The sequence below is a fragment of the Myroides oncorhynchi genome (genome assembly GCF_020905415.1).
Lineage (GTDB): Bacteria > Bacteroidota > Bacteroidia > Flavobacteriales > Flavobacteriaceae > Flavobacterium > Flavobacterium oncorhynchi_A.
Genome location: NZ_JAJJMP010000001.1, coordinates 2,661,727 through 2,688,418, shown reverse-complemented (window position 1 = coordinate 2,688,418; position 26,692 = coordinate 2,661,727). Strand labels below are relative to the sequence as shown.

Below are 26,692 nucleotides of genomic sequence, written 5' to 3'. Positions count from 1 at the left end.
ATAAATTAAACTATGTTATATCAAGAACAACAACTAAAAATGTACAACTCCATCACTGGAGAAAAAGAAGTTTTCAACCCTATCCATGAGGGTAAAGTAGGTATGTACGTATGTGGGCCTACTGTCTACAGCTATGTACACCTTGGGAACTGCCGTACTTTTATATCTTTTGACTTGGTATATCGCTATTTAAAACACTTAGGGTATTCAGTGCGTTATGTGCGTAATATTACGGACGTAGGTCACATGGTGGATGATGCTGACGAAGGAGAAGATAAAATCGCTAAAAGAGCGCGAATTGAACAAATAGAACCAATGGAAATCGTTCAGAAATATACGTTGAACTTCCACAATATTCTAAAACAGTTTAATAACCTACCTCCTAGCATTGAACCAACAGCAACAGGGCATATTATCGAGCAGATAGAGATTATTCAATCGATTATTGCCAATGGTTTTGCTTATGAAGTGAATGGTTCTGTATACTTTGATGTGGAGAAATACAATCAGTCTCACCAATATGGTATTTTAAGTGGTCGTAAGATAGAAGATATGATTTCTAATACTCGTGAGTTAGATGGTCAGTCTGATAAACGCAGTCCATTAGACTTCGCATTATGGAAGAACGCAGAGCCTCAGCATATCATGAGATGGCCTTCTCCTTGGGGTGATGGATTCCCTGGATGGCACTTAGAGTGTACTGCGATGAGTACTAAATATCTAGGTAAACAATTCGACATACACGGAGGAGGAATGGACTTAAAATTCCCTCACCACGAATGCGAAATAGCACAAAATGAAGCTTCTACTGGTAACTCTCCAGTAAACTACTGGATGCATGCTAATATGCTTACGTTAAATGGTAAGAAAATGGCGAAGTCAACAGGTAACAATATTTTACCTGAAGAATTATTCTCAGGAGAGAATACTATTCTTAGTAAGGGATTTGCTCCTGCAGTAGCTCGTTTCTTTATCTTACAAGCACATTATAGAAGTATCTTAGACTTCTCTGACGACGCGATAATAGCTTCAGAAAGAGGATACCAAAGATTAATGGAAGCTATTAAATCGCTAAAAGACTTAAAAACTTCTAGCAATTCTTCTGTTGATGTAGCGAAGTGGAAACAATCGTGCTATGATGCAATGAATGATGACTTTAACAGTCCTATCTTGATTGCTAATATCTTTGAAGCAATTAAGTTTATCAATCTTATCAAAGAAGATAAAGAAACGATAACAGCATCAGATTTAGAAGACTTAACAACTAGTCTAAACGCCTTTGTATTTGATGTATTAGGGCTTGAGGATAGTGAAGGTACTAGTGCTAATAACGAAAAACTAGAAGGTGTAGTGAATATGCTTATCGGTATGCGTAATGAAGCCAGAGCTAATAAAGACTTCGCGATGTCAGATCACATCAGAGATGAATTATCTAGAATAGGTATTCAATTAAAAGACGGTAAAGAAGGTACTTCCTTCTCACTATAATACTTAAAAGCTATAAGTTCTCTTATAGCTTTTTCTCATTTGATCTATTATGATAAAGAAAATACTAATCTTCCCATTTATCCTACTTGTTCGATTTTATCAAGTAGCAATCTCCCCTTTGTTTCCACCAGCATGTAGATATAGCCCTACATGTTCTCAGTACACACTAGATGCATTGAGAAAACACGGTCTTTTTAAAGGAGGATGGCTAGCCATAAAACGCATTATAAGTTGTGGACCTTGGGGAGGTAAAGGATATGATCCTGTCCCATAAGGAACAACGAACAAAAAAGGAAAATAAAGAAATAAAAGATTAGTCACTTTCTTCTAATTACTTTTCACTGATTACTAATTACTTTTTCACAGATAAAGTTTATTTCATACATTTATCATCTAACAGTATAGAAACACTATGATACATTCATTACATATGGTATGGAACCCTTCAGAGGGACTTGATTTAGGATTTATAAAACTGAGATATTACAGTCTTATGTTTGTTATTGCATTTGGTTTAGGATGGTTTATAATGAAGAAAATCTATGACCGAGAAGGAGAAAGTGTCGAGAAACTAGACAAATTATTTATATATACTGTACTAGCTACATTAGTAGGAGCGCGTTTAGGCCATGTATTCTTTTATGATTGGGCATACTATAAGGATCATTTATTCGAGATTATATCACCTGTTCGTTTCACTCCTAAGTTTGAGATAGTAGGTTTTAGTGGACTAGCGAGTCATGGGGCTGCTATTGCAGTGATTACTGTAATGTATTTTTATAGCAAGAAGATAGTCCAAAAGCCTATATTATGGACATTAGATAGAATAGCATTACCTATTGCTATCGGTGGAATGTTTGTGAGATTAGGAAACTTCTTTAACTCAGAGATTATAGGACATGAGACTACTAGTGCATTAGCAATACGCTTTATCAGAGATAAATTCACTCCTAGAGAGGCAATGCAGATCACAGGTCTTAATGATTATAATCAAGCGTATGACGCCATACAGACTAATCCTCAGTTCACTGAAGCTTTAAATCTAGTAGTAGCGAAACACCCTACTCAGTTATACGAGGCTTTCGGATACATATTAGTTTTCTTAGTTGTTTACTATATGTATTGGAAAACAGATGCCCGTAACAAGCTAGGGTATATCTTCGGTGTATTCTTAGTACTACTATGGAGCGTGAGATTCGTAGTAGAATATATGAAAGAAAGTCAAGGTGGTTTTGAGGATCAACTAGGTAATGTATTATCGACAGGACAGTGGTTAAGTATCCCGTTCATCTTAGTAGGTATCTACTTATGGGCAACTGCAAAAAACAGAAAATACGAGTAATAATACTCAACATTATACCAAAAAGAGCTAGTCAATATTGATTAGCTCTTTTTGGTATAATACACTTCTTAGATTTCTCTTTTAAACGACAGGAGATACCCTGTAGTTGTTCCTGTTGAATTTATATCTATCATAGTGACTAATTCCCAGCCTTGTTTTCCGTACTCATTTAGAACATCTTCTACCTCTTCTACACTTACATTAAAACTCCACAAACTAGACGGCTTAAGTTGTATTGCCTTGTATTCAAATCTTTTCATAGTATTTCAGTTATTTATAATACCCTAATATAGCTAATTAATCTCTACTATTACTTTACTCTATCAAATTAGATGATTGTATTTAATTGCTATAGAATTAACACCTTATAATGACTGTAAAGAAACAAAAGTTTAATCATGATATATATTACCAGATAAATGTATTACTTTTCTGGTACAATTGATATGACACTATGCAAACTAAATATACCACCCAAGATAGAGGTGATAAACAAAGCTATCAACAATACTTAGAGGCCATGGATACTATTGCTATTGAGAAAGTAGCATCTGCTAGTGTATTCTTTGAATCTAAAGAAGGTAATATCCTTGTGGATGTAGGAATGGCATCAGGAACAAGTACAGCTATATTAGCACAGTTATTTCCTAAGCTTCAAATAGTAGGTGTGGATATCAACCCTAAGATGGTAGATATCGCTACTGACTTATATAAATTACCTAATCTATCGTTTAGAGAAGATGATGGAGAAAAACTATCTACTTTTGAAGAGAATACTATCAGTGGATTCTTTAACTGCTCTGCCATACATCATATCACTTCATATAATGATTATGACAACAACAGAGCGCTTAATACCTTGGGTAGACAAGTAGAGCTACTTAAGGAAAAAGGTGTCCTGGTCATAAGAGATTTCGTCAAAGTAGATCAGCAAGTAGTTATCTTAGAACTATCAACCACGGAGAAAAGTAATCGACCAAGTGATGCTGACCTTTTTTTACAATTTGCTAAAACAGCGAGATCACTTGCTACCGAACGTGGTTTTCCTATAGAAGAATTAGATACACTGACATCTGATACCAGAAGATTCCAGGCATTTTATACAGACGTAGTAGAGTTCATTCGTCGAAAGGACTATTTTGCAAATTGGGATATCGAGTTACAAGAAGAATACGGCTATTTCACACAAAGAGAATTTGAGAATGTCTTTAAAGAACTAGGATTGCGCATCATTCTATCTACACCTATATACAATCAATGGATCATAGAGAATCGCTATAAGAATCAATTCAAAATATATAATCTACAAGGCCAAGAAATAGGCTTCCCTCCTACTAATTATCTTATCGCAGGAGAGAAAGTAACAGGTGCCAAAGAGTTACAACTAACTAGGCATTTACCAAAGAATGAAAGACCTTATTTAATCCACTCTTCTTATGTCAATACTAAAAACAATAGAATATATGATGTAGTAGCTCGCCCAAATAGTGTTACTGATATCATTCCATATTATAAGACTACTAACGGCTTAAAAGTCATAGCAAAACACGGTTATCCTCGTCCATTAACTACGATTGCTACAGATAGCCCAGTAATAGATGGCAAAAAATATAGTGGATACATTCCTGAAGGAATTGCTATTGCTAAAGATAAGGATATCTATGAAGAGTTACACAAGAGATTTGGCATTGCATATAATATGATTAAAGCAAGTACTCCAGCACTTAGCTACTATACTTCACCAGGTGGTATAAACGAGAAAGTAACTTCTATTTACCTAGAGTTAAATAACCCTATCAAGACAAATATCCCTTTAAGAGAGGGTTTTTCTGGCTTCACAGATTCAGGATATTTACAGCATTATGATGCAATGCAATTGTTAAATACAGCTCAGACAGGAGCGTTAGTAGAAGCTCGATTAGAACTTAACATCTATAATCTATTTTTAAAACTAAACATCCCACTACCTAAATGGTTGGGACAAAACATAGTGATAAAAGATACAGAAAATATAGCAGTGACTTCATTTGAAGAGTTATCTACAACACAGTACACAGACTATGAAGAGACCAATAAGAGTGGAAGTTTTCTAAAAACAAGTAGAGCTAACTTTAGTGAAGTTGGTATTAATCATAGTAATGCTATTTTAGAATTTGTATACCCTAGTAACTATAGTGCTAATACATTAGTAACCATCCCTGTCTATAAATGTCAAGAAAACATATATGTCGGACTAGAAATCAGAAGCCTACCTATCCCACAGTTATACTCAGGTAATAGTGCTATTGTGACAGTTCCAGCATTTCGTTTACCCAAAGAGATAGAGAACTTCTATGACTTAGAAAACTTTATCAAACAAATACAAATAGGACAAAGCAATATAATACACTACTCAAAACTAGGAGAAAAATACTTCCCTAGCATAGGTATTACAACAGAACAAGTATATCCTTTTATAGTAACGCTAGAAACTCCGACAGACAACCTATGCTGGGTTAACATTAACGAATTATCCTCTAATCTAGACCACATAGATGATGCTCATTTACTCATAGCATTATGTAGGCTAAAACATAGTTTATCGTAAAAGACACCTATACAATGCATGAAAATAGGGATCATCATCCCTATTTTATTTCCCACTACTTTAATCCTTAAAAAACACACCAATAAACCTTTAAATTACCATAGTTTAAAATCTTAAAAAGAGTTAAATTAGCTAGATAGAACGCCTAACTTTAATAAGATGAATAAAAATATAGAAGTATCGAAAGAATTTAAAAACACAGCTACAAAAGCGATAATAAGTATTATTTTATTTTTGCTTTTCTATATCACTATTTTATCTGCAGCTATCTATGGTGTATGGTTAGCAATACAAGCTGGCGTGGCTATTATAACAAATAAACCAACATTTGGATCACTGTTTGTAGGAATCTTAATTATAGGATTTACAGTATCAATCTTATTTTTCTTAATCAAGTTTGCCTTTAAATCAAATAAATATAATCGTTCAAAATACGTTGAAATAACTAAAGAAGATGAACCTAAGCTATTTGCTTTTGTTAACGAGATAGTTATAGATGTGGGTGTCGATTTTCCTAAAAAGATATATCTAACCAATGAAGTTAATGCTTGTGTATTTTATGATTCGAATTTCTTAAGCATGTTTATGCCTGTACGAAAAAACTTAATGCTTGGATTAGGCTTAATAAATACGTGTACAGAACTAGAACTAAAGGCGATAATAGCACATGAATTTGGACACTTTTCACAGAGAAGTATGAAGATGGGGAGTTATGTCAGTAATGTGAATCACATCATTTTTAATATGCTTTATGACAATGAAGGCTATAACAACTTTATTAATAAAGCTTCCAACATACACGGTTTTATCACCCTACTAGTCTTCATTATTCAATTAGTTATATTAGGCATAAAATGGGTCTTGATACAACTATATGGTCTAGTGAATAAGAGTTATCTCGCATTATCTAAACAAATGGAATATCATGCAGATGAAGTTGCAGCTACATTAGTAGGTTATAAATCGCTAGAAACTTCACTATATCGCATGGAACTAGCTGATCAAGCATATGATTCTGTGTTAAACATTTACGTTAATCAGATCAAAGAACACACAAGAAGTGAAAACATATTTTTAGAACAGTCTTATATTTTAACCGAATTAGGCAAAGAAAATGACAGTGAATTTCATGGTGGATTACCACTTGTAAAAGAAGGTGATACCAAAAGATTTAATCGCTCTAAAATAGAGTTTAGTGATCACTGGAACTCTCACCCAAGCACATTACAACGTATAGAAAAACTTAAATCACTATACTTAATCGAAAGAGAAGACAATCTCACCCCTGCAGGACATTTATTTAAAGACTTTACTAAAACACAAGTAATGCTCACAGATAGACTCTTTGATGAAGTATCAGAAAACAAAATATTACCTCTAACAACTCTAGAACAGTTTAAGCAATACTATCAACAATACATTAAAGAAAACACATTTAATAAATTCTATAGCCATTATTACGACTATAACAATATTAAGCTTTTTGACCTAGAAACGGCATCTCTTATAGAAAAACCAATAGATCATCTAGAGATCTATAACATGGTTAACACAGAACTTTCTCTTCAATTAGCAGGTCTATATGATGACCACAGAACCATGAATGATCTAATCCAAGATAATAATGGTATAGAGTATTTACACTATAATAAAGAAAAATATCTACACAAGCATTTTAAACAACTAAACAACAATCTAATAGAAAACACAAAAGATATTGAGAATAGATTAAAATCACATGATATTAAAGTTTATCAATATTTCTTACATCTAGAAGGTCAGCAACATAGAGAAACAGACTCTAAGTTAAAAGCTTACTATCAAGACCTGTTCGATGAGGATGTGAGATATGACAAGAGAATGGAGTACTACAATCAAGTCATGGAACAAACTGCTTACTTAGCTGGTGACATAGATCTTGATAAAGCAAAGGTAATAATCAATCAACTCAACATCGTTTTAAAGCCTTTTAAAGAAGAAATGCAGTTCTTATTAGAACTAGAAGCCAACCAAAAAGAGATCACATTAGAGACAGCTAAATACTTTAATGACCTTATAGATACTAAGACCTTTCTATATGGAAACAAATTAAATGAAGTAAGTTTCGAAGCATTAATAAACTGCCTTGACACATTTAAAGTACTTACTTTAAAACACTTCTTTTATATGAAGAAAAGAGTGCTAGATTACCAAATTACATTATTATAAGAATTAGTTATAAGCCGATTAAGCTACAACAATTTTTCACTAGCATAAATAGTAAGTAGACAATACCTTTAAACCTCTTTTTTGCACATAAAAAAAGCCACTCTATAACTAAATAGAGTGGCTTTTATATTTTAATCTACAAAGGTTAAGCTTTCTCAGCTAACAGCTCTTCTTGAGCTTCTTTGTGTCTTCTTTCAATTTCTTCTTTATCTTTTCTTGGCATCGTATCCACTAATACTGGAGTAGCTAAGAATAATGAAGAGTATGTACCTACGATAATACCGATTAACATCGCGAAGATAAATCCTCTAATAGAATCACCTCCGAATACGAACATGATTAATAATACAAGGATTAAAGTAAGTGAGGTATTAATAGTTCTTGATAATGTAGTATTTACAGAGTCATTAACGATTTTGTTGAAATCACCTTTTGTTTTACCTGCGATGTACTCACGTACACGGTCAAATACAATAACGGTATCATTCATAGAATATCCGATAACAGTTAAGATAGCAGCGATAAAGTGCTGATCAATCTCCATATGCCATGGCATAAACTTGTAAGTTAAAGAGTAAATACCTAATACGAAGATAACGTCATGCGCCACAGATACAATAGCTCCTAATGAATATTGCCATTTACGGAATGAAATCACTAAGTAAACGAAGATCGCTAACATAGATCCTAATACAGCCCAATACGCATTTTGTTTAACGTCTTTTGCCATACTTGGTCCTACTTTAGAAGCTTGAATAACTCCTAATGTTTTACCTTCTGTAGCATTTACGAATTGCTCGTAAGTCATTGGCGAAGAATAAAATCCTTTTAATCCTTCATATAATTTCTCGTTAACCTCTTGGTCAACTGAAGCACCTTCTTCTTCTACTTTATATTTAGTAGTAAGTTTTAACTGTTGTTTGTTTCCAAACACTTTAGCCTCAACATTTACCCCGAATACTTCTCCTAACTTATCACTTACTTCATTAGCAGTAACTTCTTTATCAAACTTAACTTGGAATGTTCTTCCTCCAACAAAGTCTGTTCCTTGGTCAAATCCATTGACAAAGAAAGAAGCAAAAGAAACAACTACAATTATTAATGATAAACCATAAGTAACTTTCTTAACTTTAAGGAAATCAAAATGGAAATTAGTAAACCAATTCTTAGTTACACTTGTACAGAAAGCTAATGATCTACCTGCTTTAACATCTCTATCCATAAAGATACGAGCGATAAAAATAGAAGTAAATAAAGAAGTAGCGATACCAATCAATAATGTAGTAGCAAATCCTTTAATAGGTCCTGAACCGAATGCAAATAAGATAACACCTGTCAAGATATGAGTAACGTTAGCATCAACAATAGGACGCATAGCACCATGCCAAGAATAAGATTCTTTAATCGTCTCAGCCAAGCTCATCCCCTTACGAAGACATTCCTTCGCTCGTTCTGAGATAATGATATTAGCATCTACTGCAGTACCCATAGTAAGTACAATACCCGCAATACCAGGTAATGTCAATACAGCACCTAAGCTAGCTAAGATACCAAACATGAACAGTAAGTTAGCTAATAAAGCTACGTTTGCATACCATCCAGCTCTACCATAGTAGAATGCCATCCATGCAGCTACAATTATTAAACCAGCTACAGCTGATAACATACCTGCGTCAATAGCTTGTTGTCCCAATGAAGGTCCTACGATTTCAGATTGAACAATATCTGCACCTGCAGGTAATTTACCAGCACGTAAGATATTTGCTAAATCTTTTGCATCAGCTACTGTAAAGTCTCCAGAGATAGAAGATCTACCACCTGAAATAGGTCCACTAGTAACTCCTGGTGCAGAATAAACAATATTATCTAATACAATTGCAATATTTGAATGTTCTGTATAGGCTTTTCCAGTTAACTCTTCCCACACTTTAGCACCCTTAGGACTCATAGTCATACCTACCACAGGGCGGCTAAACTGATCATACTCATCTTGAGCACCAGTAATAACACTTCCACTTAATGGAGGAATACCTTCTCTATTTGTTTTTAAAGCGTACAACTCCACTAAATCTGGAGTTTTCTTACTAGGTTTACCCCATGCAAAACGAGCATACTTTTGATCTGCAGGTAATAAATTACGCACATCTGCTCTATTTATAAATGAGTTTACCTTAGCTGTATCTTTAGTTTGGAAATATCCTAAAATTGGACTTCCTTGTTGTCCTCCCATAGCAAATAAATCTAATAAAGGATTAAACTCCTTACTAGCTGTATTCCCCATCGAATCTTTAGCAACTGTTCCTAATAATGCTTCTACATCAGATTTTGATTTATCATCTTGAGTTTTATCAGCTACTACATCCTTAGAAGTAGATTGCTTTTCTGTAGTTTTTAAATACTCATTAGCAGACATGATATAGTTTCCTATTTCATCTACTTTATAAGTCTCCCAAAACTCTAACTGAGCTGTACTTTGTAATAAATTTTTAATACGGTCAACATCTTTTGCTCCAGGAAGCTCAACTAAGATACGTCCTGAATCTCCAAGCATTTGAATATTTGGTTGAGAAACTCCAAACTTATCTATACGCTCTCTAAAAACGCGATAAGCACTCTCAATAGATTCTTTTACTTTTTTGTCTAAAATAGATTTAACTTGACTATCAGACATACCAACAGTAATCTCACTTAGATTTCTGTTTGCAAAAATATCTGCTGAAGCTAACTTTACATTTCCTTTTGCTTCTTTGTCAAAAGCCACAAAAAAAGCATCTAGATAACTTTGATTACCTTGTCTTTGTGATTCTGCTTCTGCTAAAGCTTTATTGAAAGTTGCATTTTTTGAGTTATTAGCTAAACCTTTTAAAATGTCTTTGATTGATATTTGCAACGTAACATTAATACCTCCTTCTAAGTCTAATCCTTTATTGATCTGCTTAGCTCTTACTTCATTGAATGTTTGTCCTAGAAATACCGTTTGGTTACCAATTGAATCAAGGTATTGTAATTCTTTTGTTGAATCACCACCAGCAAAAGCTTTTGCTTTATCTTCATAGTGACTGGTAACAAAGGTAAATGACAGTTGGTAAATACTTACCAATGCAAAGATAATTGCAAAAAATTTAACGAGTCCTTTGTTTTGCATTATTACTAAAAATTAATTATTTACTTTTTTTAAAACGAGCAAATATATGATATAGACAATGATTAACCAATTCTTTCGTTAAGAATATCAACAAAAGAAACAATTTATTTAACCTATATTTTAACATTTAAACTCTTACTCCTAGATATTCGTTAATTCTTTATTTGTATCACGAACAACATTAGCACTTGCTAAGAACAATTCCTGCTCTTTATCACTTAATTCTAATTCTACTATCTCCTCTACTCCATTCTTACCAATTATACATGGAACACCGATACAAAGGCCTGTCTGTCCATATTCTCCCTCTAAGAAAACAGAACAAGGAATCATTCTTTTAAAATCATTTAGAATACTTTCCACAACATTAGCCACAGCTGCTCCAGGTGCATACCATGCAGATGTACCTAATAATTTAGTTAGAGTAGCCCCACCAACCATCGTAGATTTACATACTTCTTCTTGTTGCTCTAAGCTCAATAATTCACTAACTGGAATTCCTTTATATGTAGCATATCGAATCAAAGGTATCATAGTAGTATCTCCATGACCACCTATAACTATACCTTCTATATCATAGACTGGTTTGTCTAACTTCTCAGATAAGAAATATTTAAAACGAGCTGAATCTAAAGCTCCTCCCATACCTATAATTCTCTTACGATCTAAACCTGTAATCTTTAAAGCCGCCAAAGTCATAGTATCCAAAGGATTTGTAACAATTATAAAAATTGCTTCAGGAGAATGTTTTAAAGCTTTTTCAATTACTGTTTTAACAACAGTAGCATTAGTACCGATCAACTCTTCTCTTGTCATCCCTGGCTTTCTTGGAATACCAGAAGTAATAACTACTACATCACTATTAGTTGTTAACGAATAATCATCAGTAGATCCTTTTACGATAGTATCAAAACTTGAATTAGATGCACATTGCATAATATCCATAGCCTTACCCTCTGCATATCCATTTGCTATATCCACCAAAACCACTTCACTAGCAATACGTCTATTTGCAATAACTTCAGCACATGTAGCTCCTACATTTCCTGCCCCTACAATAGTAACTTTCATAAACTTTATATTTTTTGTTGAAAAAAAGGTCAAGGCATTTAAAATGCTTGACCTCAATTAAATTATTTATCTAAATACTAAGCATCAATTTTAGCATAAGTAGCGTTCTTCTCAATAAACTCTCTACGTGGTGGAACTTCATCCCCCATTAGCATAGAGAAAACTCTATCAGCTTCTTGTAAACTATCAATTGTCACTTGTCTAAGAGTACGATGCTCAGGATTCATTGTAGTATCCCATAACTGTTCTGCATTCATTTCTCCAAGACCTTTATAACGTTGAACACTAGATCCTGAACCCATTTGTTCCATTAATTCAAGACGTTCTTCATCTGTCCAAGCATATTCTTTTTTCTGTCCTTTCTTTACCATATATAAAGGTGGAGTAGCAATATACACATGTCCGTTCTCAATCAAACCTCTCATATATCTGAAGAAGAAAGTCAAAATTAATGTAGCAATGTGACTACCATCGACATCGGCATCACACATAATCACAATCTTATGATAACGAAGTTTTTCAATATTCAATGCCTTGCTATCCTCTTCTGTTCCCATTGTCACACCAAGTGCAGTAAAGATATTTTTAATCTCTTCACTCTCAAATACTTTGTGTCCCATTGCTTTTTCAACATTAAGAATCTTACCTCTTAATGGCAAAATAGCTTGGAAATTTCTATCACGACCTTGTTTTGCAGTTCCCCCTGCAGAGTCACCCTCCACTAAGAACACTTCACATTTCGTAGCATCTTGCTCTGAACAGTCAGATAACTTACCTGGTAGACCTCCTCCGACCATCACAGTCTTACGCTGAACCATCTCACGTGCTTTTTTAGCAGCATGCCTAGCTTGAGCAGCTAAAATAACTTTCTGAACTATTATTTTAGCATCATTAGGATGTTCCTCTAAATAACTTTCTAGCATCTCTGCTACAGCCTGACTAACAGGAGATACAACTTCTCTATTACCTAATTTAGTTTTAGTTTGTCCTTCGAACTGTGGTTCCATAACCTTTACAGATACAATCGCTGTCAAACCTTCTCTAAAGTCATCTCCAGTTATTTCAAACTTTAATTTTTCTAATAATCCTGAAGCATCAGCATATTTCTTAAGAGTTCTAGTTAAACCCATTCGGAAACCTTGTAAATGCGTACCCCCTTCATGGGTATTAATATTATTTACATAAGAATAAATATTCTCAGAATAAGTATCATTATAAATCAAAGCTACTTCTACAGGCACTTCACCTTTATCAAGTTCCATTGAGATAACATCTTCGATAATTGGCACACGGCTTCCATCTAAGAATTTGATAAACTCTTTTAGTCCCTCTTCAGAGAAAAACATTTCATTTTTAAACTCTCCTTTTTCTTCAACAACCCTTCTGTCGGTTAAAGTAATTTTCAATCCTTTATTTAAAAAAGATAATTCTCTTAAACGACCAGCTAAAGTATCATAAGAAAACTCTAATATTTGAGTAAATATCGTAGGGTCTGGTTTAAACATAACCGCCGTACCACGTTTCTCAGTTTCGCCAATAACCTTAACAGGATATAAAGCTTTCCCTTTTGAATACTCCTGTTCATAAACTTTTCCATCTTTATAAACAGTTGCTCTTAACAAGTCTGATAACGCATTAACACACGATACCCCTACTCCGTGAAGACCTCCAGATACCTTATAAGAATCTTTGTCAAACTTACCTCCTGCACCAATTTTAGTCATTACAACCTCCAATGCTGACACTCCTTCTTTCTTGTGAATATCTACAGGAATACCACGTCCATTATCCTCTACAGTAACAGAATTATCCTCATTTATAGTAACACTTATCGTATCACAGTAACCAGCTAAAGCCTCATCAATAGAGTTGTCTACCACTTCATAAACTAAATGGTGTAATCCTCTTACTCCTACATCACCAATATACATCGAAGGACGCATCCTTACGTGTTCCATTCCCTCAAGAGCTTGGATGCTATCCGCTGAATAATTATTCTTATTTGTTTCTTGGCTCATAATAATAATCTAAAATATCTAACGTACAAATATAACATATTCTATAGACTTTATCAACTCTAATCTATCTTAAAATACTGTATTCATACTCCTTTTTCGAAAAATATATACTTTTTGCAAGCAGATTAGTTTAATCACAAAATGAGCTATTATTAGTACAAACAATATATACTCCACTAAGAACCCAAAAAAAACAAATTCGCTATACCTTCTAAATATTAGAGATGATATCACTTACCCCAAGACAAATATCATTTTCTATCTACGAAGTTACTATATAGCTTTATATAATAGTAGATTGACAGCATCGTATATCCATAGTGACTCCATTAAAACAAGCTTTTAATGGAGTCACTATGGACTCAACCGAACCAAGGTTGCATAAAAATAGCTATCCATATTATTAACGTATATTTCTCTGATTATTCCTAAATTTCAGCCTAGAAGATTGGCCTAAAGAAAAATACTGAATACTTAAAATCAATACTATGCAAAGATACATATTTAAAAAAAAACTATTTTATACCTCTTTGTTTTTTTACTATAACCTAATTAATAAATTCAAGAAATCTAGGTTAAATCTAATATTACAATAATGAATAACACGCCTGATATAATCCACGATTATGCGATAAATATATACACAAAGAGAGCTTATACAAAATAATGCAGAAGTACCGAGTAAAGCATACTACAGTATGTTTTTGGAACTAAGTAAAAGAAATGTGACAAGGAGTTGCTTTGTAGTATTTGACTAATGCTAATCTGGGATAATGCTCAGAAATAAGTATTGTAACAAGCGTACAGTTAAAAGTAGGATTCTAAATAATATCTGTACAGATATGGGGAAAACGGATATAGAATAAACAAAAAACGCAGATGTATACACATCTACGTCCTTTATCTTTTTTTAAAAGTCTTTTTAGACTAATTCATGTATTGTAAATTCACAATTATTAAATGTAAATCTATCATGTAACTTTCTTCCTAATATCTCCTTGGCGATTGGAGCATCCATAGAAACAGCTAATACTGAACGATCATCTACGATAATCTTAGGCAATGCTGCTGAGAAAAATAAATACACTGTATTGATTTGCACTAAGCTTCCGAATTCTACTACTGAGCTAACTTTTTCTTCGTCTATCTTATTTACTATATCACGCATAGCAATATTTTCTAAGATTTTTCTACTCAAGTTTTCTTGTTCTAAATGCATCATTGACAAACCTGTCTCATGCTTATCCCCAGCAGAACTTTTGGCGTCGTTCTGTGCGTCTAAAGACATATCTGCTATGATTCCCTGCAACGCTTCTACCTTGTCATTTAACCGTTCTAAACAAATTGTTTTTAACTTCTTTTTTAATGTCATCATTACGTCTTTTAATCCCTTTACTTTTCTTGCGAAAAAGTAAAACATGTTTTGTTGTTTGTGAGGACAAAAGTAAGTTATTAATCAATGTAATAAAACAGTATTGTGCATCTTTTAGCAAGTTTTAATCATAAATTATCAGTTTTTAGCCTTATTTCTAACTACAAAATCTCAAAAATCGAATTTATACATTGCTCCTCCCATAACTTGTAATCCTTGTGTCCTAAAATTATCCCACTGATTATACTTTTGATTAAACAAGTTATTAGCCTTTAAAAACACAGTCCAATTCTTAGTAGGTCTGTATCCTACTTTCATATTTAAATCTACATAATCTTTTACATCGACTATCGTTGGGTTTTCCCATGTATTATACTCTCCTATCAAGCCCGTAGAATCAATCACAAAAACATCCTTGCGTTTACCAACATAGAATACATCCATAGTAGCAAACCACTGTTCTGTAAAATCAAACTTAAAATCAGCACCCGCTTTTACAGACGGAAGATTCCATGCCTCTAGTGTATTTGTATTATAACTATTATACTCTCCATGAACCCCTATAGATACATTGTCTTCAAAATCAAAACGCAACTCTCCAAATAGGTTTAATGTTTTTACATCTGCATATTCTACCCCAAATGAGTTACCAAACATATAAGGAACCCTACTCTTATTTAGCGAATACTCATTATGTAAGAACATGGCTTTATCTTTCTCACGTTTATAAGACCCTTTTACATTATAAGAGATATTATTATCTAACTTCCCTTTTAACCCGATGTATAAGTCATATTTCTTATCTGTCGGAGTGATTAAGATATTAGGTGATATAAACGGATTCTCTTCTGAAAATTGTTGAAAAGAATTTTGTTCTAAACCTCCTTCTATTCCAGCATAAGTAACTAAAAGGCCTGGTACTAAATCAAGTGAAGCTTTTACATTAGGATATATATAAAAACTATTTTGGGTTTTGCCTGCTAATTCACCATTATTGTAAAATGTACTAACTCCTAATTCTAAAGAGTAATTATCATCTCTAAAAGTAAGCGTTGGTTTTAATCCTACATTTAAATGATTGTATTTATCTGTGGTACCTACAAAATAATTTTTATACGTAGTCCCAACATAATCCACTAATAAACCAACATTTAATTCCCCTATTTCCAAAGCTGTTTTTACATTTGGACGTATTTTAAATCGATTCTCTACTGTTCCAAAATCATCCCAGAAATAATCGTATCTAAAATCCATATTGGTAAAAGGAGAATTTCTAAACTCTAGTCCTCCATTGACAAACACGTTCTTATAATGTTGTGCTTCACTTACACCATTCACGTCTGCACGATCTAAATCAATCTCCTTAGTTGGCAATCCATAATAATTACTTAATTGGTATCGTGCTCCTGCTTCTACTGTCCAACCAAAGTCTTTTAATTGACCTCCATAAACTAGCCCTCCTTTAGTATTCGAAAAACTATCATCTAAAATCTGATTTTTAATTCCACCTTGTGAAGAGAAATGGCTTGCATACCCAGCTAAGAAACTATTCTTATTCAGTTTATGACTAAGAAAAACCTCGCCATTAATATTAGTATAATTACCCGCTGACAACAACGCATAATTATTAAAACTCATTAATCTACTTGATTTTTCCACCGCTGCTGCTTGTCCCTTCTCTGGAACAAACGTTGACGCTACAGGAAATGAGCTGATTGTATAAATCACTGGTTTCTTATTACCTACTGCATCATCATCACTATTAGCTGTTGTTCTAACCTTAAATGCATCCGAAATAGTAGCATCATAAGCTCTTACAACATTAACTACCTCTGTCCCTAACTTATTAGGATCTGTATTCTTATCTTGAGCAAAACCTACCCCACATACTAATGTAACAGCAGATAATATCGTATATATGTTCTTATTGTTCATTTTAAATCAATTCTTTATTAAAGTACTATTGAGCAATCGAAGAGTTGCGTTTAGCCTCTTGATTTTTTATTGTCTGAAGCTCTTTCTTAGCTTCACTTACTACATCTGGGTAATCAGTAAAATTATTAGTAACACTTTCCAGAATATAAGTTGCTTGATAACTATCTTTTAACTGATAGAAGTTCTTAGCCATTAAGACTAATCCTTTTGCTCCATAATACTTATAGCCAGAATATTCCTTAGCTATTTTTTGTACTGTTTCGTTTGAAGCATCATATTTACCTTCTTTATTCTTAAAATAAGCATCATAATACAACGCCTCAGCCGCTAATTCTCCCTTAGCTATCTTTAATACCTCTTGATATGCTTTCTTAGCTTTTGATTCTTCATTAGTCGCCATAGCTGTTCTAGCGATAACTACCTGAGCATCACTCTTAACTTTATTATCAGTCTTTGGCATCTTTAATACAGCCTCTGCATAAGTAAGCGCTTCAGCATAGCTGTTTTGCTCATAGTACAACTTCATCAAGTTAGACTTAGCGAACACAACATTCTGCTCTTGTACAGCTTCTGTATCCAATCGTTTTAAAGTACTAATCGCTTTTGACGTATTCTTATTCTTAAGGTAAATCTCAGCTAAACGAGCTAGTGAAATCTCTGAAAACTCATTCTTATCTCTACTAACGACAGCTTCATAATTCACTACAGCCTTATCCATATTGTTCTCTGCAAAATACATTTGCCCTAAGTAAAAATGTGCTTGCAGCGCCTTTTGACCAGTTGGGAAGCTTTTTAGATACTTCTCATACCCTTCTATTGCTGTTTTTGTATTATTCTGAATATACTGTTTCTCTGCTGATTCATAAGTATCTTTATCTAACTCAGCATCTGTGACCTGTATAAAAGACAACCCTTTTACCCAAGCTGCATACTCGTCTACCTTACCATTATCTACATAGATTAAACGAGCATTCTGCACTGCTTCTAATGCTTCTGAAGAATCTGGAGACTCTTTCACCACCTGTTTAAACTTCACTAATGCTTCATTAGGTTTATTTGCATTGTAATTGATTAACCCTTGACGTAATACCGCTCTTGGCTTATAACTTGACGTTGGATAGTCTTTTAATAGTTTATCAAAAGCAACTAATGCTTTCTGATCTTGATTCATCACATCATACGTAACACCAATCTCATACTGTGCATCATCTGCCAGATTAGACTTCGGAAAATCCTTAACGAATTGTGTCAAGTCCTCTATCTTACGTGGATTTCTGTCAACGAATCCATAACTAACAGCCTTCTGAAAACGAGCATACTCAACATCAACTTTATTTGCCTCGATAACTTTGTTATACGCTTCCATAGCAGGCCAGTATTTACCCGTAACGAAGTTACAATCTCCTAATCTCAAGAAAGCATCTAATCGACGAGACTCATCTTTAGGTGTACCGTCAGTGTATTGTTTAAAATACTCACCTGCCTTAGTATAATCCTTCTGTTTAAAGTAAGAATAAGCTAAAGCATAGTATAAATTATCGCGTTCTGACAATCCCTTAGACGATGTATTTTGTTCAAAGGCATTAAACTGCGCTATTGATTCTTTAAAATCATTTAGATAGAATAGAGTTTCTCCTTTCCAATATTGTGCTTTTGCTGTATACTTTAAGTTTTGCTTCTCTGTCAATGATTTATCAAAAAGTCCTAAAGCCCCTTTAAAATCACCTTCATTAAACAACTCTTGACCACGTAATAAAGTTACCTGTTGGTACACTTCTTTATTTCCTACAGAACGGCTCTTCTCTAATAGAACTAAAGCCTCCTTATAGTTACGTGATGACACATACGAATCAATCAACAATCCTTCTATCTCAGCTTTATAAGCAGAGTTAGGGTATTTACTGATATAGCTATTTAACACACTCGGTGTACTCTCGTAAGCATTACCTATATCGTAACTAAGCTTAGCATAGTTTAAGAAAGCATCTTCCTGAATACCTGCATCAAATCGCATTTCAGAAGCATTCTTAAACGCGTTTAATGCTTGTGTTTTCTTGTGCGTCTGTAAGTAACTCTCTCCTAAATGATAATACGCATTCTGAGCGATCGCGTTATCTCCACCGATAATTTTATTAAACTGTTCGATTGCTTTAGGATAGTCTTTTGACTTATAGTATGTATATCCTAATTGATAAAAGTCAGTATTACTCCACTTCCCACCTTTACCTTGATAAGCTAAAAGGTGAGGTAGTGCTTTATCATACTGTTTTAGGTTAAAGTAACTCTCTCCTATGATTTTTGACAACTCTGACTTCTCTTGAGGAGTAGCTTTACCTAACTGATCTACACCTTGGTCGATTGCAGTTTGAAAGTTACCAGTCTTAAAACTCATATCTGCTTGATAGTACCCCATCTTTTCTTGATACGAAGACTTTGTCTCTACCTTGTTAAACAATTGCTTTGCTTCATCAAACTTATCAGAATCATAAGCAATATAACCTAAGTAATAAGTTGCCTGTTCTCCCCATTCACCACGAACATTAACTTTCTTTAGGTAGCGTTCTGCTTCTTTCTTATTTTTTGTATAGAAATAACTATACCCCTTCTCGAAGTTGAAACGGTCTAGTTTTTTTTCATTTGTAATAGCATTCTCTTTTACCTTAACAGCATATTTAAGAGCCTTAGGGAAGTCACCTTTACTAAAATAATAATCAGTAACTTCTACATAAGCTTGATTTTGTTTAGAACTAGTAGGATATTTCTTTACAAATGCATCAATTTTATCTTCAGCTCCATCTTGATTAAGACGTATAGCACAATGAGCAATATAATAAGCACAATCAGACTCTACCTCTGTGTTTTCACCTACATGAGCCTGTTTTACTTTAGAGAACAACAATTGAGCTGCTAGATATTGTTCTTCATTATATAGGGCTACGGCATGATTATAATCAGCTAACCTATCTACATAAACAGCTGACTGTTGAGCACTTGCAGTTATACTCCCTAGTGCAAGAGTTAATAAAGTTAATCTATTATTTTTATGCATTTCAATTCAGTTTTATATAACGTCAAATATATCATTTTATACTCTTTTAAACTCATTTTTCAGCAATATATTGCCTTTTATATTATCAAAAATATATTTAAAAGCGAATTTAACAACACGCAAAGCAATCAAAAAAATCACAATCTCATCCTCTGATATATAACATTGACAATATAAACTCATCTATATAATAAGCTACTAAATAAAAAACTCGAGCTTTTATACGCTCGAGTTGTCATTTTATATATCACAAATAAGCAGATAACAGTCCTAAAATAATAGGAGCCAAGATAGCCGTAAAGATTCCATTAAATATCATCCCGACACTAGCAAATGCTCCATACTTATCACTGACCTCCATCGCTTTCATCGTTCCCATCGCATGAGATGATGTTCCCATAGCTATACCTTGAGACATGGGATTGCTAATACGAGTAAGGTTAAGCACCTTAAACCCTACCATACTACCGAATATCCCAGCAATCATAACTGCTGCGGCTGTAACTGAAGGAATCCCCCCTACCGACTTAGATATCTCTAATGCAATAGGTGTACTAACGGATTTAGGCGCTAATGACAGTATAATCTCCTGGTCTGCCCCTGTTATTTTAGCTAAGATCACAACAGACACTACTCCAACAACACATCCAACAAGTTGACTAAACAGGATAGGAAATAACTGCTTTTGTATTTTCTCCCATTGTATATATAATGGCACAGCAAGAACTACAATAGAAGGTTTTAAGAAAAAATCAATATAATGCCCTGCTTCTTCATAATTGGCATACGGAATATCTAAGATGAATAAATAGCCCATCAAAATAACCATTGATAAAATAATAGGATTGAAGATAATCCATTTTTTCTTTGTTGATAACCACATACCACCAGCATAAAGAGCTAATGTCATAAACAACAAAAAAGTCGGGTTTGCTAAAAAAATCATTTCTTCTTTCTTAATAATTGATGAGTAAATCCAGTTACAAAAATCACAATCACTGTACTAACAAGTGTTGCAATAACAATAGGAATAATCGATTTACTTAGAATACCAAAATAATTCAACATCGCCACACAAGGAGGCACAAAGAAAATACCCATGTTTTTAATTAAGAAGTCAGTGATTCCACCAATATCAACGACCTTCACCCACTTCAGTTTTAGCAATGCAAACAATGCTATTAAACCTATAATACTTGAGGGTAGTTTTAATCCAGTAAGATAAACTACTAATTCTCCAAAGGCAAGACAACCTATAACAATTGCCACCTGTTTAATTAAATTCATTTTATCTAAATATTTATCACAAAATTACTAAACACATTCTCTGTAAAACCACTATTTCCAATAAATATAATTATTTTAACAAAACAACATTACCAAAACACTCCCTGATAAGTTTGCTATTGCATTACAATCTAATAGCTATTTAGTAACTATTACTTAATCTAAAACCCACCACAAAACAACATCTTTGTAGTGTAAACAAATAAGAAAATTATGCAATAAAACATAAATTATTAAATTGGTTAGTTAGAACGAAATGAGAAACTTGTAGCAAGTTTCTCATTTTGGTTTTAACCACCCCTTACCCTCCTTCTAAATTGATTGATAAACAATCCCTACCACTTTGTTGACTAATGATCACAATAACATTAAAGTTTCTTAGCTTTTTGTTTATCTTTTCATCCTAACCCATACGTTATTATTGTTTATCTTAGTACTTTTACCTCAAAATAATCGAATACTATGTCAAAGACAGTTTTATCCCTTCAAGCAGTAGATATCTTTCAAAACAAACACAAAGTTCTCTCTAATGTAAACTTAGAAGTTAACAAAGGTGAATTCTTATATATTATTGGTAAAACTGGTTCTGGTAAAAGTAGTTTTATGAAGACACTTTATGCTGACTTACCATTAGAAGTAGGAGAAGGATCAATTGTAGATTACGATCTAAGAGCTTTAAAAGAAAGAGACATCCCTTACTTAAGAAGATCATTAGGTATAGTATTCCAAGATTTTAAATTACTTCCTGACAGAACAGTTTACGCCAATCTTTACTTTGCCCTAAAAGCAACAGGATGGTCTGAAAAAGAAGCTATGGACAGAAAGATTCACGAAGTCCTTGACAATGTAAATATGCTTGCTCATATTGAGAAAATGCCTCATCAATTATCAGGTGGGGAACAACAACGTATAGCTATCGCAAGAGCACTACTTAACGATCCAGACCTTATATTAGCAGATGAACCCACAGGTAACTTAGATCCTCAGACAAGTGCTGAAGTAATGGAGTTACTCTTGAATATCAATAAAAACGGTAGAACAATCATTATGGTTACTCATGACTATGCATTACTACTTAAGTTTCCTGCCAAAACATTAAAATGCGATGCAGGAACACTCTTCGAAGTTGTACACCGTACTACACAAGGATAAAAAAGTGACGTTTATAAAAATAAACGACTATAAAAACCAAGTTTTTCATAGTCGTTTATTTTTTATACTATTTTGTTTTTAGCATTATCAAATCACTATATGAAACTGCTATCAAATCTTCTTTCTTTAGCTGAAGAAGATTAAAAAACTCATCGCATTGTGCTTTTAAATCTATATCTTCTTCTGCACCTACGCTACACGCTTCTACTTCTACAAAAAGGCCTAAACCATCTACATTATCAAGATGTATACTGACATTCTTATACGTTAAAACCTTACGCACTTTAGATACCTTTACTTTAACTCCAAACTGCAATTCTAAGATAGCACCTAAAGCAGTATTTTTATCGTGTTTATAATAGATAACATCAGATCCCTTCGCATCTACTCCATCAGTTCGATTATAGTAGATCAAAGAACTATATGAATCATATTCCCTCAGTTTCACCCTACCGATGGGCACATTATAATAGGTATCCACTTGGGTATAAACTCCGTCTAAGACAAGCCCTAATCCACTTAATCTATCTTCCATCACAGCTAGATCAGCTACACGAGCTTTAAACTCTACATTCTTTAATTCCATATTGCTCTAAGTTTAGTAAAACCAAACTTAAACCTAAAAAACAAACTATCAACTATTGTAAAATTAAAAAGCCCTACTGCGTATAGTAGGGCTTTTAAATATATTAAGTAAGATTAATCCGATTTGACAAACGTTTATTATTTTACTCTATTAACGATAGCTGCGAAAGCTTCAGGGTGATTCATAGCTAAATCTGCAAGAACTTTACGGTTCAATTCGATATTGTTAGCTTTGATTTTACCCATGAATTGAGAATAGCTCATTCCATGTAATCTTGCACCAGCGTTGATACGCATAATCCATAAAGCACGGAAGTTTCTTTTCTTTTGTTTTCTATCACGGTAAGCATATACCATTGCTTTTTCTACCGCGTTTTTCGCTACTGTCCAAACGTTTTTACGTCTACCAAAGAATCCTTTGGCTTGCTTCAAAATTCTTTTTCTTCTTGCTCTTGAAGCTACTGAGTTTACTGATCTTGCCATTTCTAAAAATGTATTTTTGTAGTGGGCGGTTTTATTTCAAACACTTCCAAAAATTAATTTGCACCACTCCAGGGTTATTAAAAAATTTTAACCGTGATTAAGATTAAACTAATCTTAACTGATTTTTGATACTATGAGTATCTGCTTTAGACACTAATCCAGAGTGTGTTAAAGCTAATTTACGCTTTTTAGATTTTTTAGTCAAAATGTGACTTTTAAAAGCGTGTTTTCTTTTGATTTTTCCAGAACCAGTCAACTTGAAACGTTTCTTAGCACTAGATTTAGTTTTCATTTTAGGCATTATTTCCTAGGTATTAATGATTATCTTACTTAACTATCTTAATATACTAAATACTATTTTTTCTTCTTAGGCGCGATAAACATAGTCATACGTTTACCCTCTAACACAGGCATGGTTTCTACTTTACCAAATTCCTCAAGATCTTGCGCTAATCTTAATAACAAGATTTGTCCTTGATCTTTATAAATAATTGAACGCCCTTTAAAGAATACAAATGCTTTTAATTTAGATCCTTCTTTTAAGAATTTAACAGCATTCTTCTTTTTAAACTCATAATCGTGCTCATCTGTTTGAGGACCAAAACGAATCTCTTTTACAGTGATTTGAGTTGATTTTGCCTTAAGCATCTTCTCACGCTTCTTTTGTTCGTAAAGAAATTTATTATAATCAGTAATTTTACAAACAGGAGGCTCAGCGTTTGGCGAAATTTCAACCAAATCTAACTCTAATTCTTCTGCTAGACGCATTGCATCTGCTAGTTTAAACACACCTGCTTCGACGTTGTCTCCTACAAGACGAACTTCAGGAACTCGGATGGCACCATTAATTCTATGCGCATCTTTCTTTTCTTCGCGAGGATTTCTACCTCTGTTTTGTCTTATTGCTATGGCTATAATATTTTTTGTGCTTGTTTACCAAGCGTTATACGTTTCTTATTCTCCAAATTGTTTAACAGAACCATTTACCATCTCATTAACTTGAGTAATAAATTCTTCTATTTTCATTGTCTGATTAGACTTACCATCATCCCCATGTCTTCTAACAGAAATCGTACCATTTTTCTCCTCATCCTCACCTACAATTAGCATAAAAGGATATTTCTGTACTTCTGCCTCTCTAATCTTTTTACCAATAGTTTCATTACGGTTATCTACCAGCGCGCGAATTTCGCTATTTTCTAGCAAATCTAAAACTTTTTTAGCATATTTTTCATATTTCTCACTCAAAGACAGGATTATAGCCTGTTCTGGCATCAACCAAAGCGGGAAATTACCACCTGTATGTTCTAACAGAATCGCGATAAAGCGCTCCATAGATCCAAATGGTGCTCTGTGAATCATCACAGGACGATGTAATTCGTTATCTGATCCTTTATATGTTAATTCGAAACGCTCTGGTAAATTATAATCCACCTGAATAGTTCCCAACTGCCAGCTTCTACCCAATGCATCTTTAACCATAAAGTCTAATTTAGGTCCATAAAAAGCAGCTTCCCCACTCTCGATCACATAATTAAGCCCTTTATCCTTAGCTGCATTTATAATTGCATTCTCAGCTTTTTCCCAGTTATCAACATTCCCTATATACTTATCAGGATTACTTAAATCACGTACTGAAACTTGAGCTGTAAAGTTTTCGAATCCTAACGAACCAAAAACATACAACACAAGGTCAATTACTTTTTTAAACTCTTCATCTAATTGTTCTGGAGTACAGAAAATATGCGCATCGTCTTGAGTAAATCCTCTTACACGTGTCAAACCATGTAATTCTCCTGACTGCTCATAACGATACACTGTTCCAAACTCAGCAAAACGCTTAGGTAAATCTTTATAAGACCAAGGTTTTGCGTTGTAAATCTCACAGTGATGAGGACAGTTCATCGGTTTTAACAAGAACTCTTCTCCTTCTACTGGAGTATGTATTGGTTGGAAGCTATCAGCTCCATATTTTGCATAATGTCCAGATGTAACATAAAGCTCTTTTTGACCGATATGAGGAGTCACTACCTGCTCATATCCTGCTTTCTTCTGTGCTTTACGTAAGAACTGCTCTAATCTATCTCTTAATGCAGCACCTTTTGGCAACCATAATGGCAATCCTTGTCCTACTTTTTGAGAGAATGTAAACAACTCTAATTCTTTACCTAATTTACGGTGATCACGTTTTTTAGCTTCTTCTAATAATGCTAAGTATTCAGTTAAATCCTTTTGTTTAGGGAATGAAATACCATAAACACGTGTTAACTGTTTATTCTTCTCATCTCCTCTCCAGTAAGCACCAGCAATAGACAACACTTTAAACGCTTTGATAATTCCTGTATTAGGAATATGTCCTCCACGACATAAATCTGTAAATGTATCGTGATCGCAGAAAGTAATCGTTCCATCAGCTAAGTTCTCAATCAACTCAACTTTATAAGGGTTTTCTTCTTTTTTATAAAACTCTAATGCTTCAGCTTTAGATGCTGAACGCATAGAAAACTCATGTTTACCACGTGCAATTTCCAACACTTTATCTTCAATAGTCTTGAAATCAGCATCAGTTACTTTGTGATCCATAAAATCCACATCATAGTAGAATCCATTAGTTATTGCTGGACCTATTGTCAACTTAATACCTGGATACAAATCTTGTAATGCCTGTGCCATTACGTGTGAAGTAGAATGCCAAAAAGCTTTTTTCCCTTCATCATCATTCCATGAATATAAAACTAGACTACCATCCGTGGTCATAGGTGTTGTGGTTTCGATGGTGGTACCATTGAAGTTTGCAGAAATAATATTTCTAGCTAAACCTTCGCTTATACTTTTTGCAACATCGAAAGGAGTCGCACCTGAGGCGAACTCTTTCACTGAACCGTCTGGTAATGTAATTTTTATCATAATAATTTTAAAAAATAAAATGCAAATATACAGGTTTTACAGTAGAATCACAACACTTAAGGC

At 33.7% G+C, this 26,692-nt stretch carries 20 protein-coding genes; 6 read left to right on the top strand and 14 right to left on the bottom strand.

Annotated features, from left to right (window positions below):
- Positions 1-12: 12 nt before the first annotated feature.
- From cysS to lgt, 3 genes are all read left to right on the top strand, one after another.
- Positions 13-1,488: a cysteine--tRNA ligase gene (gene cysS / locus LNQ81_RS11760; protein ID WP_229946934.1), complete on the top strand. Its 1,476-nt coding sequence runs from the start codon at positions 13-15 to the stop codon at positions 1,486-1,488.
- Between the two features lie 49 nt (positions 1,489-1,537).
- Complete coding sequence (gene yidD / locus LNQ81_RS11755; RefSeq protein WP_229946932.1) at positions 1,538-1,762, top strand: membrane protein insertion efficiency factor YidD; 225 nt, start codon at positions 1,538-1,540, stop codon at positions 1,760-1,762.
- 138 nt (positions 1,763-1,900) lie between these two features.
- Positions 1,901-2,830: a prolipoprotein diacylglyceryl transferase gene (gene lgt / locus LNQ81_RS11750; RefSeq protein WP_229946930.1), complete on the top strand. Its 930-nt coding sequence runs from the start codon at positions 1,901-1,903 to the stop codon at positions 2,828-2,830.
- 68 nt (positions 2,831-2,898) lie between these two features.
- Here the strand turns inward: lgt and LNQ81_RS11745 are convergent, their stop codons facing one another.
- Positions 2,899-3,090: a DUF4177 domain-containing protein gene (locus LNQ81_RS11745; protein ID WP_229946929.1), complete on the bottom strand. Its 192-nt coding sequence runs from the start codon at positions 3,088-3,090 to the stop codon at positions 2,899-2,901.
- Positions 3,091-3,284: 194 nt separating this feature from the next.
- Between LNQ81_RS11745 and LNQ81_RS11740 the strand changes: the two genes are divergently transcribed.
- Together LNQ81_RS11740 and LNQ81_RS11735 are read left to right on the top strand one after the other, a co-directional pair.
- Positions 3,285-5,417 carry a class I SAM-dependent methyltransferase gene (locus LNQ81_RS11740; RefSeq protein ID WP_229946927.1) on the top strand — a complete coding sequence of 711 codons (2,133 nt, stop codon included), beginning with the start codon at positions 3,285-3,287 and terminating at the stop codon, positions 5,415-5,417.
- Positions 5,418-5,576: 159 nt separating this feature from the next.
- Entirely contained in the window at positions 5,577-7,625 is a 2,049-nt protein-coding gene (locus LNQ81_RS11735) for a M48 family metalloprotease (protein WP_229946925.1), read from the top strand.
- Positions 7,626-7,770: 145 nt separating this feature from the next.
- Here the strand turns inward: LNQ81_RS11735 and secDF are convergent, their stop codons facing one another.
- From secDF to LNQ81_RS11695, 8 genes are all read right to left on the bottom strand, one after another.
- Positions 7,771-10,770 (bottom strand): protein translocase subunit SecDF, encoded by a 3,000-nt coding sequence (gene secDF / locus LNQ81_RS11730; protein ID WP_229946924.1) that lies wholly within the window; start codon positions 10,768-10,770, stop codon positions 7,771-7,773.
- A gap of 141 nt (positions 10,771-10,911) precedes the next feature.
- Positions 10,912-11,841, bottom strand: coding sequence for a malate dehydrogenase (locus tag LNQ81_RS11725; protein WP_229946923.1), 930 nt, complete (start codon positions 11,839-11,841; stop codon positions 10,912-10,914).
- A gap of 77 nt (positions 11,842-11,918) precedes the next feature.
- The gene (gyrB, locus tag LNQ81_RS11720) at positions 11,919-13,859 is read right to left on the bottom strand and encodes a DNA topoisomerase (ATP-hydrolyzing) subunit B (RefSeq protein WP_229946921.1); all 1,941 of its coding nucleotides are present in this window, start codon (positions 13,857-13,859) and stop codon (positions 11,919-11,921) included.
- A gap of 922 nt (positions 13,860-14,781) precedes the next feature.
- Positions 14,782-15,279: a hypothetical protein gene (locus tag LNQ81_RS11715; RefSeq protein WP_229946920.1), complete on the bottom strand. Its 498-nt coding sequence runs from the start codon at positions 15,277-15,279 to the stop codon at positions 14,782-14,784.
- 123 nt (positions 15,280-15,402) lie between these two features.
- Positions 15,403-17,166 (bottom strand): TonB-dependent receptor, encoded by a 1,764-nt coding sequence (locus LNQ81_RS11710; RefSeq protein ID WP_229946918.1) that lies wholly within the window; start codon positions 17,164-17,166, stop codon positions 15,403-15,405.
- 25 nt (positions 17,167-17,191) lie between these two features.
- Entirely contained in the window at positions 17,192-20,215 is a 3,024-nt protein-coding gene (locus LNQ81_RS11705; RefSeq protein ID WP_229946916.1) for a tetratricopeptide repeat protein, read from the bottom strand.
- 247 nt (positions 20,216-20,462) lie between these two features.
- The gene (locus LNQ81_RS11700; RefSeq protein ID WP_229946915.1) at positions 20,463-21,161 is read right to left on the bottom strand and encodes an LrgB family protein; all 699 of its coding nucleotides are present in this window, start codon (positions 21,159-21,161) and stop codon (positions 20,463-20,465) included.
- Positions 21,158-21,502, bottom strand: a complete 345-nt coding sequence (locus tag LNQ81_RS11695) for a CidA/LrgA family protein (RefSeq protein ID WP_229946914.1) — start codon at positions 21,500-21,502, stop codon at positions 21,158-21,160. The genes LNQ81_RS11700 and LNQ81_RS11695 overlap by 4 nt, the downstream gene beginning before the upstream one ends.
- A 462-nt stretch (positions 21,503-21,964) precedes the next feature.
- Between LNQ81_RS11695 and LNQ81_RS11690 the strand changes: the two genes are divergently transcribed.
- Complete coding sequence (locus LNQ81_RS11690; RefSeq protein WP_229946912.1) at positions 21,965-22,654, top strand: cell division ATP-binding protein FtsE; 690 nt, start codon at positions 21,965-21,967, stop codon at positions 22,652-22,654.
- A gap of 67 nt (positions 22,655-22,721) precedes the next feature.
- On the opposite strand, the gene LNQ81_RS11685 is transcribed toward LNQ81_RS11690, so the two are convergent.
- From LNQ81_RS11685 to thrS, 5 genes are all read right to left on the bottom strand, one after another.
- A complete protein-coding gene (locus tag LNQ81_RS11685; protein ID WP_229946910.1) occupies positions 22,722-23,240 on the bottom strand; it encodes a class IV adenylate cyclase in 519 nt (172 codons plus the stop codon).
- Between the two features lie 137 nt (positions 23,241-23,377).
- Positions 23,378-23,722: a 50S ribosomal protein L20 gene (gene rplT, locus LNQ81_RS11680; protein ID WP_121965571.1), complete on the bottom strand. Its 345-nt coding sequence runs from the start codon at positions 23,720-23,722 to the stop codon at positions 23,378-23,380.
- A gap of 103 nt (positions 23,723-23,825) precedes the next feature.
- Positions 23,826-24,023, bottom strand: coding sequence for a 50S ribosomal protein L35 (rpmI, locus tag LNQ81_RS11675; protein WP_121965570.1), 198 nt, complete (start codon positions 24,021-24,023; stop codon positions 23,826-23,828).
- A gap of 53 nt (positions 24,024-24,076) precedes the next feature.
- Positions 24,077-24,571, bottom strand: coding sequence for a translation initiation factor IF-3 (gene infC, locus LNQ81_RS11670; protein ID WP_229949290.1), 495 nt, complete (start codon positions 24,569-24,571; stop codon positions 24,077-24,079).
- Positions 24,572-24,676: 105 nt separating this feature from the next.
- Entirely contained in the window at positions 24,677-26,629 is a 1,953-nt protein-coding gene (thrS, locus tag LNQ81_RS11665; protein ID WP_229946909.1) for a threonine--tRNA ligase, read from the bottom strand.
- Between the last annotated feature and the right edge of the window lie 63 nt (positions 26,630-26,692).

Coding starts and splice junctions, on each gene's coding strand:
- cysS (WP_229946934.1), top strand. CDS start 13: ATGTTATATCAAGAACAACAACTAAAAATGTACAACTCCATCACTGGA.
- yidD (WP_229946932.1), top strand. CDS start 1,538: ATGATAAAGAAAATACTAATCTTCCCATTTATCCTACTTGTTCGATTT.
- lgt (WP_229946930.1), top strand. CDS start 1,901: ATGATACATTCATTACATATGGTATGGAACCCTTCAGAGGGACTTGAT.
- LNQ81_RS11745 (WP_229946929.1), bottom strand. CDS start 3,090: ATGAAAAGATTTGAATACAAGGCAATACAACTTAAGCCGTCTAGTTTG.
- LNQ81_RS11740 (WP_229946927.1), top strand. CDS start 3,285: ATGCAAACTAAATATACCACCCAAGATAGAGGTGATAAACAAAGCTAT.
- LNQ81_RS11735 (WP_229946925.1), top strand. CDS start 5,577: ATGAATAAAAATATAGAAGTATCGAAAGAATTTAAAAACACAGCTACA.
- secDF (WP_229946924.1), bottom strand. CDS start 10,770: ATGCAAAACAAAGGACTCGTTAAATTTTTTGCAATTATCTTTGCATTG.
- LNQ81_RS11725 (WP_229946923.1), bottom strand. CDS start 11,841: ATGAAAGTTACTATTGTAGGGGCAGGAAATGTAGGAGCTACATGTGCT.
- gyrB (WP_229946921.1), bottom strand. CDS start 13,859: ATGAGCCAAGAAACAAATAAGAATAATTATTCAGCGGATAGCATCCAA.
- LNQ81_RS11715 (WP_229946920.1), bottom strand. CDS start 15,279: ATGTTTTACTTTTTCGCAAGAAAAGTAAAGGGATTAAAAGACGTAATG.
- LNQ81_RS11710 (WP_229946918.1), bottom strand. CDS start 17,166: ATGAACAATAAGAACATATATACGATATTATCTGCTGTTACATTAGTA.
- LNQ81_RS11705 (WP_229946916.1), bottom strand. CDS start 20,215: ATGCATAAAAATAATAGATTAACTTTATTAACTCTTGCACTAGGGAGT.
- LNQ81_RS11700 (WP_229946915.1), bottom strand. CDS start 21,161: ATGATTTTTTTAGCAAACCCGACTTTTTTGTTGTTTATGACATTAGCT.
- LNQ81_RS11695 (WP_229946914.1), bottom strand. CDS start 21,502: ATGAATTTAATTAAACAGGTGGCAATTGTTATAGGTTGTCTTGCCTTT.
- LNQ81_RS11690 (WP_229946912.1), top strand. CDS start 21,965: ATGTCAAAGACAGTTTTATCCCTTCAAGCAGTAGATATCTTTCAAAAC.
- LNQ81_RS11685 (WP_229946910.1), bottom strand. CDS start 23,240: ATGGAATTAAAGAATGTAGAGTTTAAAGCTCGTGTAGCTGATCTAGCT.
- rplT (WP_121965571.1), bottom strand. CDS start 23,722: ATGGCAAGATCAGTAAACTCAGTAGCTTCAAGAGCAAGAAGAAAAAGA.
- rpmI (WP_121965570.1), bottom strand. CDS start 24,023: ATGCCTAAAATGAAAACTAAATCTAGTGCTAAGAAACGTTTCAAGTTG.
- thrS (WP_229946909.1), bottom strand. CDS start 26,629: ATGATAAAAATTACATTACCAGACGGTTCAGTGAAAGAGTTCGCCTCA.